Source organism: Nonomuraea sp. NPDC050663 (assembly GCF_044456985.1).
Taxonomy (GTDB): Bacteria; Actinomycetota; Actinomycetes; order Streptosporangiales; family Streptosporangiaceae; genus Nonomuraea.
Window position 1 is genome coordinate 108,320 of sequence record NZ_JBITGL010000022.1, and the last position, 13,651, is coordinate 121,970.

Here is a 13,651-nt window from a genome sequence, read left to right on the forward strand (position 1 = left end):
GCTCCCCGTCCCCATCCCCATCTCGATGAACGCCGTCATGCGAGGTGGTGCCATGAGTGGTGGTGGCGGTGTCGTGAGCGTCGTCGACATCATTCGGCCGATCGCCCGTGAAGCCCTGCCCCTCGGGATCGGTCGTGATGTCCCGGCGCTCGTCATTGTCGCCAGTGTCGTGCTGATATGGGTGCGTACCGTGCCGATGAGCCTCTTCGTGGCCCACGTCCGGATCGTTCTCTCTCAGCGCCTCTTCGGCCGTCTTCCTGTCATTCATCATCATCATCGATCGTCACGTCCCGCTTCTCGAGGGTGGGGGGTCGCGTGGCCGTTGGCCGACTTGCGGTGGTGGTCATTGGCCGGCGTCTCGTCGAGCAGTTCCTGGAACAGCGCGCGATAGTGCACCATCGCCTGCCGCAGGTCCTCGGTCGAGGCCTCCTTGCGGGCGGCGCGGCTGCTGATCTCGTGCGCGCTGCGGTAGTGGTCGAGGGTCGCGCCGTGGCCCACCGACAGGGTGGACAGCCGCTCCTCGAAATCGTCGGTGGGGTAACCGCGCTCGGCCATCACCGCCGTCACCAGCTGGTCGGCCTCGGTCACCGCGAACCCAGGCGCGTCGACGAACCGCTCCTGGACCTCGTTCCACCGCTTGGCGTAATTGCTCCGGCTCTGCTGGTCGAGCGGCCGGATGTCGAGCTCGTCGAACCGCTGCTCGCGGGCGATGAGCTCCTGCTCGGCCTGCCGCCGGTTCTCCGACTCCGACATCAGGCGGTCGTATTCGGGGCCGAACCTCGTGCGGAGGCGGTTACGACGTTGCTGCTGCAGCACGACATAGCCGACTGCGGCGATCGCCACCACCGCGACCACGACGACGGCCACCCAGATCAAGGTCTCCGCGGACATATCTGCGCCTCCGGTCATCTCTTTCGTGACCCGGCGACTGCCCTCCCGATCGAGGTCGAAACGCCCGTGAGGCCCTCTGTCAGCGGTCTTGCAGCACCTTCAACGCCTCACCCAGCACGCGCGCCACGTGCGAGCCCCCAGCCCCTGCCGCCACCTCGCGAAACCCCTCCACGGGGTCGTAATCGACGTCCAGCCCCTGATCCACGAGCCGCTGCGCCCAGCGCACCGCCGTGTTCGCCTTCTCCCGCGTCACCGCCCCGCCCTGGGCGATCGCGGACAGATTCCGCAGATTCGTCGCCGGCCCGCTCTGGGTGTGCTCCCTGGCCAGCTTCCACGGAAGGGCGGCGCTGTGATCCATCATCGGCTTGGCCAGCCCGGCGGCACGCTTGGCCTGAAGCACCCCGGACTCGCTCACCCCGAAGTGCTCGGCCAGCTCCCGCACCGTCCGCCCCTCGGCGACCAGCCTCGCCAGCTCCCCCCTGTCGACCGCCGGCCTCCGGCCCACCAGCCACCTCCGCTCCGGGCCCGCGAGTGTGCGCAGGCACTCCGATGTGCGCTAAGGTTATGACGTCCCGCCGCGAAGAGCGGCCGGAGACACAACCGGGACGTAGCGCAGCTTGGTAGCGCACTTGACTGGGGGTCAAGGGGTCGCAGGTTCAAATCCTGTCGTCCCGACGGTTGGAACAGGCCGGTCGCCAAGGGTGAAAGCCCAGGTGGACCGGCCTTTCTGTTTGTGCGGGCTGTTGTGGTCACCATTCAGACCGCCTTCAGTTTGGGACCAGTTTGGGACCAAGATCCGGTGAGATGGGCGCTGAGAGCTGTCCCTGCTGCGGCGATGGCGTCGCGGTCGGGGTGAAGGTATCGCTGGGTCGTGGTGAGTGAGCCGTGGCCGGCGATCTTGCGGAGAACGTGGAGCGGGACCCCGGCATCGGCCATCCACGTGAGGCCGGTGTGGCGCAGGTCGTGTCGCCGGAGGTGTTCGTAGCCGAGCTTGGTGACGACCTCGTCCCAGTGGGTGGCGTCGCGCAGGACCGCGGTGCTGATCCGTCCCCCGCGAGGTCCGGTGAACAGGCGGGCAGCCGGATCCCGGTCTGCTGCTGCGATGCGGTCAAGGACGAGCTCACGCACTTCGGCGATGATGGGCACCTTCCTGGCCCGCTTGCCCTTCGTTCCCTTGTCGACCAGGCCGCCGGGGCTGGGTGTCGTCTGCCTGCGGACCGTCCAGGTCCAGGTGCTGGTGTCGATGTCGGCCACGCGAACGCCTGAGACTTCGCCGATGCGCGCAGCCGTACAAGCGGCGAACTTCACGACGTCGCCCCAGCCCCGATAGTTGCCATTGGAGCGTTCCAAAAGCGCGTCAGCGAGCTGCTCCAATGCGGCCCAATCTGGGAGCGCGAGCGTTCTAGGGTCGTCGAGTTCGTCCTCGAATTTCTTGTACTGAAGCGCTCCGGCTTCGATGGAGGCTAGTTCCCTTGAGAGGATCGAGTCATGGCAGCCAAGTCCCCCTACCCGGCCGAGCTGCGTAAGCGCGCGCGGTGCGGATGGTCGCTGAGGTCCGCCCGGACTACCCGACCGAGTGGGCCGCGATCAACGCGGTCGCCGCCAAGCTCGGCATCGGCACCGCCGAGACCCTGCGCAAATAGGTCCGCCAAGCCCAGATCGACGAAGGACAACGGCCAGGCACCACCACCGATGAGGCCGAAGAGTTGAAGCGGTTGCGGCGGGAGAACGCCGAGCTGCACCGGGCTAACGAGATCCTGAAGGCCGCCTCGGCTTTCTTCGCGGCCGAGCTCGACCGGCCGCACACGCACTCGTGACCTTTATCGACGAACACCGCGAGCTGTTCGGTGTCGAGCCGATCTGCCGTGTGCTGACCAAGCACGGCCTTGCCATCTCGCCCAGCACCTACTACGCCGCCAAGAACAGGCGGCCATCGGCTCGAGCGCTCCGCGACGCCGAGCTGGACGAGCACATCCGGCGCATCCACACCACCAACTACGGCGTATACGGCGCCCGCAAAGTCTGGCGGCAGCTGCTCCGCGAGGGCCACCAGGTCGCCCGATGCACGGTCGAGCGGCGGATGCGTGCCCTGGGCCTGCAAGGAGTCCGCCGCGGCAAGAAGATCCGCACCACCACGGCCGATCCCGGCCATCAGAGGGCAGGCGATTTGGTCAGGCGTGACTTCACCGCGCCCCGGCCGGACACGGTCTGGGTCGCTGACTTCACCTACGTGGCCGCCTGGTGCGGGATCGTCTACGTCGCCTTCGTCGTCGATGTCTACTCCAGGGCGATCGTCGGCTGGGCGGCCGCGCTGTCCAAGCGCGCCGGCCTGGTGCTGGACGCCCTGGACATGGCGTTGTGGAGGCGTGACCGGGCCGGACGCCCCGCCGGGCCCGGCCTGGTTCATCACTCGGACGCCGGCAGCCAATACACCTGTTTCCGCTTCACCGCCCACCTGATGACCGCGGGCATCGACGCCTCCATCGGCACGGTCGGGGACGCGCTGGACCATGCGCTGATGGAATCGCAGATCGGCCTGTTCAAGACCGAGCTGATCAAACCCTGCGAGCCCTGGCGCAGCCTGGCCGAAGTGGAACTGGCCACCGCCGAATGGGTCGAGTGGTTCAACACGACCTGCCTGCGCTCCTCGATCGGCGATATCCCACCGGTGGAGTACGAAGCCTTCTACTACGCTCAACACCAGCCCAACGAGACCGTTGGAATCAACCCCTGAGCTCTCCATCAAAGCCGGGGCGCTTCATCCCCCTCGCCACGGAGGCCGTTGACGCCTGCTTGTTCACAACCATCTGCCGTTCGACGTGACCGGCGACCGTTGACGGTTGCCGCCTGGGCCAGTTGTCATCCGCGCTCCAGGTCACTATCCGTAACCAGCCTCCGCGCCGGCGAGCAATCGGTGCAGACAAATGAACTCAACCCGCACCCTTGCGGATCACTGGCGCGAGGTGGCTCGCGCGCCCCGCCGTGTGGCCGCTCTCCAGTTGTTCGGCGGCGCGTGCGGGGAGATCTCCAGAGTAAGGGGTTCGGTGACGGAATGGGGGCTCTGAGCAGCAGGCCCTTTATGGCTGTCTAGTTCGGGAGAATGCCTGTCGCATCAGCAGTCAGTCGATGCCGGTGGCGGCGATCAGAAGTGGTGTGAATGCAGTGTTGCGTGCCCAATCCCAGGGCGCTTGGGCCGCAGCAGAGGCTGTGGCCCGCTGCGTTCGCGTGGGCGGGATCTCTGGTATTCATCGTGCCATCACTCAGAGGCCTGGGGCGAAGGGCGAGGGCTCGGCCCAATAGGCAGAGCCTCCACCCTCTGGAGTGCTATTTCCAGCCCGATACGAGCGTCAGCTAGCTATTTCTCAAGCTGAGGCGTACTCTCCCGTATTGCGTCGGGAGGTGCCGTCTGCGTTATGTCCTCAAACTCAACGAATTCTATTGTGAGTTCGCCTGGTTTGAGGACTATCTTCCTGACCATGCGTCCTCGCATAGTTTTCAATGCGAACCCTAGGAGGATGATGAGTGCCAGGAGCGGCACTCCTCCTACGGTGAGGGCGTGCCACCAATCGACCACCATGCGCGTTTCCTGTCAAGAGAAGGCCATGCGCTGTGAGCGCCGCTTGCGATCTTCTGCTGGATCAGCTTGCGAGAGTCGTCCTCCGACAGAGCGGTGGCTCTGAGGTGCTCGAAGGCGAATTCGTAGTCGGCGACCAGCTCGAGATCCTCGACGATGCGGGCTCCGTAGAGCGACTCCAAGTACACAGCATCGTCGAGATCCTGGAACTTCACATGGACGAAGACGCCCGTGTTGATCGGATGCCTGCCGTCCAAGGGGAGGACTCGCACGCTCACATGCTGGAGCAGAGACTGCTCAAGCAGGCGCTACTGGCGGTCCATCCGGGCTTCGACCTGTGAGCGGATGCCGCTCTGGGTGATGCGGGCGACACCACGGGCGGCCACGATGACCTCACGGGCGCAAGTCCTCGGGTTGCAGAAGCCCCGGCATGAGCTGGGGTTCTCAGCCTCGATGCTCGATGGCTTCCGCCTCCAGCCCCAGCAGCGTTATGTACTCCTGAGGCAGGGCGTCTTCGTCATCTTCCCACCACCCGCGCTGGTCGGCGTCGTGGAGCAGACCGATAAGTTCGTCGAGCTTGTCTGCGTCGAGCTCGAAGAGCGCGGCCAGCGCCTCGATGTCGCCCACGCCCGGCATGGTCTTGGACGATTCGAGGCGGCTCATCTTGCGGGTTCCGGTGCCTGCCGCCCATCATGGGCAGAGCCCGGTTCGCTGCAAGGATGAGCTGATCAGCTCCCATGCCCGAGACAGTGGCTCCTCGGACAACACGTCTGCGGGCAGCAGCGGCCCGCCGATCTCCGGTTCCAAGACGAGCCGGATGAGGTCATGAAGCCGACCCGGGTCCGGATCGCCGACGATGCCGGCAGCCGCGGATCGGCGTCGAGGATGCGTTGATGATCGGCCGGAGGAGTGAACGCGGGGCAGTCGCCTCAGCTGGCGAGGTGCGATGGAGCCGAGCGTGAGGCTGAGATGCTCCTGCCCCCACCAGTGCCGGTCGAGCCGGATGCCGGATCTGCTCTCAGCAGCGGCGAAGGCTGACGACTGCCACGTCATCAGCCGCCGATCCCCGCGCGCGACCGGCAGCTGATCCAGCCACGCGTATTCCGTCTCCGGCGTCATCGTCGCCGGGGCCATGGGGTCGAACAAGGCGATCAGTGATCTGCCTGCGGCGTAGCCCATCATGGTCTGCGCGTTGATCGTCCAGTACAGCGCGAGTGCTTGGCCGGTGGCGGAGAGTTGGACCAGCCGAATCATCGCCCTGCTGCAAACCGGCTCGACCACGACGAGCCAGCCGTCATGGTGGCCGACCAGGGCACCGGCGTTCGATTCCGGATGTTCGACGTCACTTCAGCGGGCGGAAAGGACCCACTCGGGGTTGGCCACTAAGGCCGAGCAGAGCTCGTCCATGTCCATCCCGCTCACCCAGGTGACCGCTCCCTGATGGGGTATGAAATCGTCGGCGTAGGGATCCACCTGGTTCATCCTGCTCTCCCAGGGGCGGAGGTGATCACGACATTCCGCCGATGTGAGCCGCTTCGTCGGCTCACGGTTCCGAGAACGCAACACGCCGACAATCACGCCGGACCGACCGAGTACGCCTGGTTGCCGATATGCCGCGATCCACCCTGGCGGCCCGGCCATGGATCCGTCGATATGCCGATCTAGCCCAGCATGGGGGTAAGTCCCTGGATCGGGGGGAGGTGCACCACCGTGCCTGATGCGCCGCTCGCGTCGACCGTTCGGCCCGGATCGGGGTCTGGCGGGGGCTGGTGCGAGCGGATGGAGTGAGCAAGCGGCCCGGCGCCGTGTCCCTCCGCGACGGCTCGGGCGCGCCCACGAGGAGCACACTCCCGAGGATCGGCGCTCTCTTCTATGAGGCGGTAGTTGACGCTAAAGGGTTGGAAGGATACATTCCGGTAGATTTCACAGCAGTTCAGGGGAAATCCGGTGAGATGCCGGTGCGGACGCGCCACTGTATCCAGGACTCAGATCCTGGGAGCCAGGTCGCCTGAACGGCCGTGACCTCATTGCACGGGACGCGATATCCCTGAGGAGGCACGATGAGCGGACTGTCCGCTCCCACCACTATTCCCTTGCCACGCCTGCGTGTCTGGCTGCTGGCCGTACCCGTACTGCTGCTGATCGCCTACCTGGTCCTGATGGACAACGGGGCGGTCTCGCAGACCGGTGCCCTCCTCCACGAACTCATGCACGACGGGCGTCATCTGCTCGGCGTGCCGTGCCACTAGGAGCGGGCGTGATTCGGACCCTTGTGGTCAGGGGGCTGCTGCTTGGCCTCCTGGCCGGACTCGTCGCGGGCGGATTCGCCTTCTTCGTCGGTGAGCCGCGGATCGACAGTGCGATCGCGCTGGAGGAGGCGGCCGCCGCGGCGGCGCCTGCGGAACCCGAGCCTGCCGGGCACAGCCATGACGTGGAGATCAGCCGTCCGGTGCAGAAGGCCGGGTTGTTCCTGGCCACCGGACTGTACGGCCTGGCAGTGGGTGGAGTGTGCGCCCTGGTGATCGCGGGATTGCGCGGTCGTGTCGGGCCGAGGAACGAGGGCGGGCTGGCGCTGGCCGTCGCCGGGACGGCGTTCGTGGCCGTCATTCTTGTTCCCTTCCTGAAATATCCGGCCAACCCACCTGCCGTCGGTGACCCGGAGACGATCAACAGCCGCACGGTCCTGTATGTGGTGATGCTTCTGGTCGGCCTGGCCGCGACCGCCGTCGCGGTCGCCGTCTCGCGCAGGATCGCCGCCGGATCCTGGCAGCGCTGGATCGGCGCGGTGGCCGCCTTCCTGGTGCCGGTGATCGCCGCGTGGGTGCTGCTGCCGACGATCAACGAGGTACCCGACGGCTTCCCCGCCACGTTGTTGTGGGAGTTCCGGGTGGCCTCGCTGGGCACGCAGCTGGTGTTCTGGGCGGCGTTCGGCGTGCTGTTCGGGTGGGTCTCCGAGCGGGCATCCCGGCGTGCTGACGCCCTGGTCGCCGCCTGAGCGGCATGTTGCTCGTCCGGCATGCCGCGACTCCTGGCATGCGCGCTGCGTGCTTTCCCGCCGACGAGGACGCGGACCGGGCCTCGCTGGCCACGGCCGCGTCCCTGTCGGCGCGTATCGGGAAGGCGTCGTCCTTGTCGACGCGTATCAGGGAGGCGGGGTTCGCCTGGGTGTCGCCCGCCCCGGCCGCCGCGCAGACCGCGATGGCGCTGGGGTGGGAGGCTCGCCCGGTCGCGGCTCTGGCCGAGGCCGACCATGGGCGCTGGCGCGGCCTGCCGTACACGCAGGTCGCCGAAGACGAGCCTGAGGCGCTGGCCGCGTGGCTCGCCGATCCGGAGGCCGCGCCCCACGGTGGTGAAAGCCTGGCGGCGCTCGCCACGCGCGTCGCGGGGTGGATGGAGTCCGTGCGCGACGAGCCCGAGATCGTGGCGGTCTGCGACGCCGGTGCGATCAGAGCCGCCCTCGGTCACGCGCTCGGGCTCGGCCCGGCGCGGGCCGCCCTGTTCGATCTCGCGCCGCTGTCCACCACGCGGCTCGCGCCCGGTCGTGGCGGATGGCGCGTCGCCCATGTCAACCGGAAGGCCACGTCTTGACGATCACCTACCCGTTCAGCGCCGTCGTCGGACTCGACGACCTCAAGCTCGCGCTGCTGCTCAACGCAGTGTCGCCGCGCGTGGGAGGGGTGCTGGTGCGCGGCGAGAAGGGCACCGCCAAGTCCACGATCGTCCGCGCCCTGGCCGGCCAGCTGCCTGCTGTGCGGGTCGTGGCGGGCTGCCGCTTCGCCTGCGACCCGGCGGCGCCGGATCCCGGGTGCCCCGACGGCCCGCACGAGCCGGGCGAGCAGCGGTCTGTACGGCCGGCGGCGCTGGTCGAGCTGCCGGTGGGCGCCTCGGAGGACCGGCTGGCCGGTTCCCTGGACGTCGAGCGTGCGCTCACCGAGGGGGTGAAAGCCTTCGAGCCTGGCCTGCTGGCCGCCGCGCACCGGGGCGTGCTCTACGTCGACGAGGTCAACCTGCTCCACGACCATCTCGTCGACCTGCTGCTCGACGCGGCTGCCCTGGGCACCTGCTACGTCGAGCGGGAGTCGGTCTCGGTACGGCACGCGGCCCGTTTCCTGCTGGTCGGCACCATGAATCCGGAGGAGGGGGAGCTGCGGCCACAGCTTCTGGACCGTTTCGGCCTGACCGTCGAGGTGCGGGCCTCGCGCGACCCCGGGGAACGGGCGGAGGTGATCCGCCGCAGGCTGGCCTTCGACGCCGATCCCGACGCCTTCGCCGCCCGCTGGACCGGCGCCGAGTCGAAGCTGGCCGAGCGCATCGCCCTGGCTCGGGCGAGGCTGGCGGACGTGCGGTTGCCCGATGCGCGGCTGCGCCAGATCTCGACGGTCTGCGCGGCGTTCGAGGTCGATGGGCTGCGGGCGGACCTGGTGACCGCCCATGCCGCCATCGCGCACGCGGCCTGGCACGGGCGCGATCGGGTGACGACCGAGGACGTGCGGGCGACCGCCCGCCTGGCCCTGCCGCACCGCCGGCGGCGCGACCCCTTCGACGCGCCGGGGCTGGATGAGGAGCTGCTGGACCGGCTGCTGGCGGAGACCTCGGGAGACGACGACCCGCCGGACGGAGGCCCGGACGGCGGCACAGACGGAGGCACAGACAGCGGCCCGGACAGCGGCACAGACGGCCCGCCGGGACCCGACGGGCCTGACCACGACACACCGCCCGACCAGGACCGGAACGGGCCGCAGAACCGGGACGGGTCACAGGACCAGGAGAGGGCCTCGGGCGAGCACCGGCCCGGCCCGGACGGCGCCGATGGCACACAAGCCGATGGCACCCAAAAGGCCACAGACCCGGCCTCCGGAACAGCCGAACCCGGGCCTGAGTCCGGCACCGCGCAGGTGGCCGCGGTGGCGGCGCCGTACCGGGTGCCGCTGCTCGAGGTGCCCGGTGTAGGCGAGGGTGCGGCGGGGCGGCGTTCCCGCTCGCGGACGCCGCGCGGCCGGGCCACCGGCTCCCGCCACCCGGACGGCCGGGTTCGTGACCTGCACCTGGTCGCCACACTGCTGGCCGCCGCCCCCCACCAGCGGCAGCGCGGCAGGACCGGAGACGGGCTGCGGCTGCGGCAGGAGGACCTGCGCGAGACCGTCCGCGAAGGGCGGGAGGGCAACCTCGTGCTCTTCGTCGTCGACGCGAGCGGCTCGATGGCGGCCCGCAAACGCATGACGGCGGTCAAGACAGCCGTGCTGAGCCTGCTGCTCGACGCCTACCAGCGCCGGGACAAGGTCGGCCTGGTCACCTTCCGCGGCCACGCCGCGACCGTGGCGCTGCCGCCGACCTCCTCGGTCGAGGCGGGAGCGGCACGGCTGCGTTCGTTGCCGACCGGTGGGCGCACCCCGCTGGCAGCCGGACTGGTCACCGCCGCCGAGGTGCTGCGCGTGGAGCGGCTGCGCGACCCGGCCAGGCGTCCGCTGGTGGTGCTGGTGACCGACGGCCGGGTCACGGCGGGCGGTGACGTCGACCGGGCCGCCGGGTTGCTGCGCGGCACCGCCTGCGTGGTGGTCGACTGCGAGAGCGGCCCGGTACGGCTCGGCCTGGCCGTACGGCTGGCCGCGAGGCTGGGGGCTCCGCTGATGCCGCTCGAGGACCTGGGCTCTGCCGTACGCGACTATCGGAAGGCGGGCTGAGATGCCGCAGGGCAAGCCGGAGCAGGTCCCCGACGACGGGCTGACCACCAGGCAGCGCCGTACGAGACCGTTGTTGATGGTGCACACCGGCCCGGGCAAGGGCAAGTCGACGGCCGCCTTCGGGATGGCCCTGCGCGCCTGGAACCAGGGCTGGCCGATCGGCGTGTTCCAGTTCGTCAAGTCGGCCAAGTGGCGCATCGGCGAGGAACGGGCGCTGAAGGTGCTGGGCGAGAGCGGCGAGGGCGGGCCGGTGACCTGGCACAAGATGGGCGAGGGCTGGTCATGGATCCAGCGCCCCGGCAGCGAGGAGGACCACGCGCGTGACGCCCGCGAGGGCTGGGAGCAGATCAAGCGCGACCTGGCCGCCGAGACCTACCGCTTCTACGTGCTGGACGAGTTCACCTACCCGCTGAAGTGGGGCTGGCTGGATCTCGACGACGTCCTGAAGGCGCTCACGGGCAGGCCCGGCAGCCAGCACGTGGTGATCACCGGCAGGGACGCGCCGGCGCTGCTCGTCGAGGCCGCCGACCTGGTGACCGAGATGGGCAAGGTGCGCCACCCCATGGACGCCGGGCAAAAGGGCCAGAAGGGCATCGAGTGGTAGTTCCGCGCCTGGTCATCGCCGCTCCCGCCTCCGGCAGCGGCAAGACGACGGTGGCGACGGGGCTGATGGCGGCCCTGCGGCAACGCGGGCTGAGGGTGTCGCCCCACAAGGTGGGCCCCGACTACATCGACCCCGGCTACCACGCGCTGGCCAGCGGCCTGCCGGGCCGCAACCTGGACCCGTGGCTGGTGGGCGAGGAGCGGGTCGCGCCGCTGTTCCTGCACGGCGCGCGCGGATGTGATCTCGCGGTGGTCGAGGGCGTGATGGGCCTGTTCGACGGCAGGGGCGAGAGCGACTTCGCCTCCACCGCCCACGTCGCCCGGCTGCTCGACGCGCCGATCGTGCTCGTCGTCGACGCCGCGCGGCAGAGCCGGTCGGTGGCGGCTGTCGTGCACGGCTTCGCGACCTTCGACCCGCGGGTCCGGGTGGGCGGGGTGATCCTCAACCGGGTCGGCTCCGACCGGCACGAGGAGCTGTGCAGGGCCGCGCTCGGCGAGGTGCCGGTGCTCGGCGTCATCCGCCGCGACGACGCGGTGGCGACCCCGTCCAGGCACCTCGGGCTGATCCCGGCCGCCGAGCGGGAGTCGGAGGCGCTGGCGGCCGTGGGGCGGCTGGGCGAGCTGGTGGCTCGCTCGTGCGATCTGGAAGCCCTGGTACGGCTGGCCGCGACGGCTTCCCCGCTGCCGGACGGACCCTGGAGCCCGGCGGCTGAGCTGCACGGCGGACCGGATACAGCGCGGACGGTCGTCGCCGTGGCGGGGGGAGCGGCGTTCACCTTCGGCTACATCGAACACGTCGAGCTGTTGCGCGCGGCGGGCGCCGAGGTCGCGGTATTCGACCCGCTGCGCGACGAACGGCTCCCCGAGGGCACGAGCGCCATCGTGATCGGCGGGGGCTTCCCCGAGGTCTACGCCGACCGGCTGGCCGCCAACGAGCCGTTGCGTAAGCAGGTGGCGGCCTTCGACGGCCCCATCGCGGCCGAGTGCGCCGGGCTGCTCTACCTGTGCCAGGAACTGGACGGGCTGCCCATGTGCGGCAGAGTGCCGGGTGCGGCGCGGATGACCGATCGGCTGACGCTCGGCTACCGGGAGGCGGTCTCCGGCACGTCGCTGCTCACCAGGGCGGGCGAGCGGTACCGGGGCCACGAGTTCCACCGGACGGTCGTCGAACCGCCTGGCGCGCTCTTCAGCGAAGGAGGCGGACACGGCGACGCCCTGGTGACCGCCTCCTACCTGCACCTGCACTGGGCGGGCACACCGGAGCTGGCCGGGCGGCTGCTCACTCCGCCTCGCTCGCGATGGCGTTGATCGCCGCCACCGCCATCGCGCTGCCTCCCCGGCGTCCCCGCACGATGAGGTACTCCAGATCGCTCGCCGCCAGAGCCTGTTTCGACTCGGCCGCGCCGATGAACCCCACCGGCAGGCCCAGCACCGCCGCCGGGCGCCCCGCTCCCTCGGCGACCAGCTCCAGCAGCCGGAAGAGGGCGGTGGGCGCGTTGCCGATGGCGACGACGGAGCCTTCGAGCCGGTCGCGCCACAACTCCAGGGCTGCGGCGCTCCGGGTGGTGCCCAGCCGCTCGGCCAGCGCCGGGACCGCCTGGTCGGACAGGGTACAGAGGATCTCGTTGCCGGCGGGCAGTCTCCGGCGGGTCACGCCTGAGGCGACCATCATGGCGTCGCACCACACCGGCGCGCCGGCCCGCAGAGCCTTCCTCGCCTCGGTCACCACCGAGGAGGACCAGGCCAGGTCCCGGGTCAGGTCGGTCATGCCGCACGCGTGGATCATCCGGACCGCGACCTGCGCGACCTCGGGCGGCATCCCTCTCAGATCGGCCTCGGCGCGGATGGTGGCGAACGACTGCCGGTAGATCTCGGCGCCGTCGCGGATGTAGTCGGTCACTTCTGCCTTTCCTCGTATCCGCCGGGGGTGGCGAGCATCACGGTGACCGGTCCCGGCGGCAGCCCGCACAGCCGGTCGCAGCCGGCGAAGTGCACCGGCCGCGCTCCCGTCCAGCGGGCGGCGTCGGCCTGCACGTCGGCCAGGGACTTGGCGCAGCCGGGGCTGCCGGTGCACGCGGTCACGCCTGCCCACGGGGAATCGGGGTCGGTGACGAAGCCGTCGGGCACGCGGGCCATGACGACCGTGCGCCATGGCGTGAGCCGTACCTCGGCGGCGGCCTCGGCCAGGGCGAGCAACTGCGCGGGAGACAGGCGCCCGAGGGGGATGAGCGCCTGCTGCGGGCCCGGCTCCGTGGAGGGCGGGACACCCTTCCACGGGTTGCCGAGCCGGGCCCCGAGAGCGTCGGCGACCCGTTCGGGGCCCAGTTCCGAGATGCGCCATTCGGCGGTGCGCAGCCTCAGGAACGCTCCTGCGGCCTCCAGCATCGCCCCGGTGGTGACCGGCAGGTCGCTCTCGCGTCCGGCCAGGAGCAGCCTGTCATCCACGAGGGTCACGTCGGCCGGCAGGCCCGTCTCCCCGAGGGCGAACAGGAAGCGTCCCGGCAGGCCGGCGAGCTCGGGACGGCCGCACAGGGCCCGGTCGAGCTCGACGATCAGCGAGCGGTCCACGAGGGGGGAGGCGACGATGTTGCGCACTCGCTCGTGCGTCGGCGAAGGCAGCAGCCCGGCGGCGGCGATGCGCTCGGCGAAGGCGCCGGGATCGCTCAGTCCGCGTACTTGCAGGTTGGCGCGGGAGGTCAGTTCGATGACGCCCGAGCCGAGCTCCTCGGCGCACGCAGCCAGCACGCGCAGCTGGTGGGCGGACAGCAGGCCGCCGGGGATGCGGACGCGCGCCAGCGGTCCGTCGGCGGCCTGGTGCACCTGGAGCGCTCCCGGACAGGCGTCTGGACGTGTTCGTCCGGCTATGGACACGTTCAGGATGGTAACGCCCATTCGCACTGCC

Annotated in this window: 15 protein-coding genes, 1 tRNA gene, 1 pseudogene and 1 riboswitch; of the genes and pseudogenes, 8 read left to right on the forward strand and 9 right to left on the reverse strand. The window is 69.9% G+C overall.

What is annotated here, in order from left to right; all coding sequences use genetic code 11:
- Nucleotides 1–273: 273 nt before the first annotated feature.
- Both ACIBH1_RS42910 and ACIBH1_RS42915 read right to left on the reverse strand, forming a co-directional pair.
- The gene (locus ACIBH1_RS42910; protein ID WP_397319854.1) at nt 274–891 is read right to left on the reverse strand and encodes a hypothetical protein; all 618 of its coding nucleotides are present in this window, start codon (nt 889–891) and stop codon (nt 274–276) included.
- A 79-nt stretch (nt 892–970) separates the two neighbouring features.
- Entirely contained in the window at nt 971–1,396 is a 426-nt protein-coding gene (locus tag ACIBH1_RS42915) for a hypothetical protein (RefSeq protein ID WP_397319855.1), read from the reverse strand.
- A 96-nt stretch (nt 1,397–1,492) separates the two neighbouring features.
- On the opposite strand from ACIBH1_RS42915, the gene ACIBH1_RS42920 reads away from it, so the two are divergent.
- Nucleotides 1,493–1,566: transfer RNA gene (locus ACIBH1_RS42920), tRNA-Pro, on the forward strand.
- Between the two features lie 81 nt (nt 1,567–1,647).
- Here the strand turns inward: ACIBH1_RS42920 and ACIBH1_RS42925 are convergent.
- Nucleotides 1,648–2,265, reverse strand: a complete 618-nt coding sequence (locus tag ACIBH1_RS42925; protein WP_397319856.1) for a tyrosine-type recombinase/integrase — start codon at nt 2,263–2,265, stop codon at nt 1,648–1,650.
- A 167-nt stretch (nt 2,266–2,432) separates the two neighbouring features.
- Between ACIBH1_RS42925 and ACIBH1_RS42930 the strand changes: the two are divergent.
- Nucleotides 2,433–3,625: pseudogene (locus ACIBH1_RS42930) on the forward strand (IS3 family transposase).
- Nucleotides 3,626–4,434: 809 nt separating this feature from the next.
- Here ACIBH1_RS42930 and ACIBH1_RS42935 read toward each other — a convergent pair.
- The 4 genes from ACIBH1_RS42935 to ACIBH1_RS42950 form a co-directional block, all read right to left on the reverse strand.
- Nucleotides 4,435–4,737: a Scr1 family TA system antitoxin-like transcriptional regulator gene (locus tag ACIBH1_RS42935; protein WP_397319857.1), complete on the reverse strand. Its 303-nt coding sequence runs from the start codon at nt 4,735–4,737 to the stop codon at nt 4,435–4,437.
- Nucleotides 4,738–4,909: 172 nt separating this feature from the next.
- On the reverse strand, nt 4,910–5,092 hold the full coding sequence (locus tag ACIBH1_RS42940) for a hypothetical protein (protein WP_397319858.1): 183 nt from the start codon (nt 5,090–5,092) through the stop codon (nt 4,910–4,912).
- A gap of 63 nt (nt 5,093–5,155) precedes the next feature.
- Nucleotides 5,156–5,719: a hypothetical protein gene (locus ACIBH1_RS42945; RefSeq protein WP_397319859.1), complete on the reverse strand. Its 564-nt coding sequence runs from the start codon at nt 5,717–5,719 to the stop codon at nt 5,156–5,158.
- A gap of 93 nt (nt 5,720–5,812) precedes the next feature.
- The gene (locus ACIBH1_RS42950) at nt 5,813–5,947 is read right to left on the reverse strand and encodes a hypothetical protein (RefSeq protein WP_397319860.1); all 135 of its coding nucleotides are present in this window, start codon (nt 5,945–5,947) and stop codon (nt 5,813–5,815) included.
- A gap of 415 nt (nt 5,948–6,362) precedes the next feature.
- Nucleotides 6,363–6,492: riboswitch (cobalamin riboswitch) on the forward strand.
- A 33-nt stretch (nt 6,493–6,525) separates the two neighbouring features.
- Here ACIBH1_RS42950 and ACIBH1_RS42955 point away from each other — a divergent pair.
- From ACIBH1_RS42955 to ACIBH1_RS42980, 6 genes are read left to right on the forward strand one after another with little or no spacing between them, the layout of a single operon-like run.
- Nucleotides 6,526–6,714: a CbtB-domain containing protein gene (locus ACIBH1_RS42955; RefSeq protein WP_397319861.1), complete on the forward strand. Its 189-nt coding sequence runs from the start codon at nt 6,526–6,528 to the stop codon at nt 6,712–6,714.
- 8 nt (nt 6,715–6,722) lie between these two features.
- Nucleotides 6,723–7,460 carry a CbtA family protein gene (locus ACIBH1_RS42960; protein ID WP_397319862.1) on the forward strand — a complete coding sequence of 246 codons (738 nt, stop codon included), beginning with the start codon at nt 6,723–6,725 and terminating at the stop codon, nt 7,458–7,460.
- Nucleotides 7,461–7,465: 5 nt separating this feature from the next.
- Entirely contained in the window at nt 7,466–8,053 is a 588-nt protein-coding gene (locus ACIBH1_RS42965; protein WP_397319863.1) for a histidine phosphatase family protein, read from the forward strand.
- Nucleotides 8,050–10,146: a putative cobaltochelatase gene (locus ACIBH1_RS42970; RefSeq protein WP_397319864.1), complete on the forward strand. Its 2,097-nt coding sequence runs from the start codon at nt 8,050–8,052 to the stop codon at nt 10,144–10,146. Before ACIBH1_RS42965 ends, ACIBH1_RS42970 begins: the two co-directional genes overlap by 4 nt.
- Nucleotide 10,147: 1 nt before the next feature.
- Nucleotides 10,148–10,750 carry a cob(I)yrinic acid a,c-diamide adenosyltransferase gene (cobO, locus tag ACIBH1_RS42975; RefSeq protein WP_397319865.1) on the forward strand — a complete coding sequence of 201 codons (603 nt, stop codon included), beginning with the start codon at nt 10,148–10,150 and terminating at the stop codon, nt 10,748–10,750.
- Nucleotides 10,751–10,758: 8 nt separating this feature from the next.
- A complete protein-coding gene (locus ACIBH1_RS42980; protein ID WP_397319899.1) occupies nt 10,759–12,057 on the forward strand; it encodes a cobyrinate a,c-diamide synthase in 1,299 nt (432 codons plus the stop codon).
- Here the strand turns inward: ACIBH1_RS42980 and ACIBH1_RS42985 are convergent.
- Complete coding sequence (locus ACIBH1_RS42985; RefSeq protein WP_397319866.1) at nt 12,029–12,649, reverse strand: precorrin-8X methylmutase; 621 nt, start codon at nt 12,647–12,649, stop codon at nt 12,029–12,031. The genes ACIBH1_RS42980 and ACIBH1_RS42985 overlap by 29 nt on opposite strands.
- Nucleotides 12,646–13,620: a precorrin-3B synthase gene (locus tag ACIBH1_RS42990; RefSeq protein WP_397319867.1), complete on the reverse strand. Its 975-nt coding sequence runs from the start codon at nt 13,618–13,620 to the stop codon at nt 12,646–12,648. Before ACIBH1_RS42990 ends, ACIBH1_RS42985 begins: the two co-directional genes overlap by 4 nt.
- Between the last annotated feature and the right edge of the window lie 31 nt (nt 13,621–13,651).

Excerpts from the sequence above, each read along its gene's own strand:
- ACIBH1_RS42910 (WP_397319854.1), bottom strand. The coding sequence starts at position 891 with ATGTCCGCGGAGACCTTGATCTGGGTGGCCGTCGTCGTGGTCGCGGTG.
- ACIBH1_RS42945 (WP_397319859.1), bottom strand. The coding sequence starts at position 5,719 with ATGATTCGGCTGGTCCAACTCTCCGCCACCGGCCAAGCACTCGCGCTG.
- ACIBH1_RS42950 (WP_397319860.1), bottom strand. The coding sequence starts at position 5,947 with ATGAACCAGGTGGATCCCTACGCCGACGATTTCATACCCCATCAGGGA.
- ACIBH1_RS42955 (WP_397319861.1), top strand. The coding sequence starts at position 6,526 with ATGAGCGGACTGTCCGCTCCCACCACTATTCCCTTGCCACGCCTGCGT.
- ACIBH1_RS42965 (WP_397319863.1), top strand. The coding sequence starts at position 7,466 with ATGTTGCTCGTCCGGCATGCCGCGACTCCTGGCATGCGCGCTGCGTGC.
- cobO (WP_397319865.1), top strand. The coding sequence starts at position 10,148 with ATGCCGCAGGGCAAGCCGGAGCAGGTCCCCGACGACGGGCTGACCACC.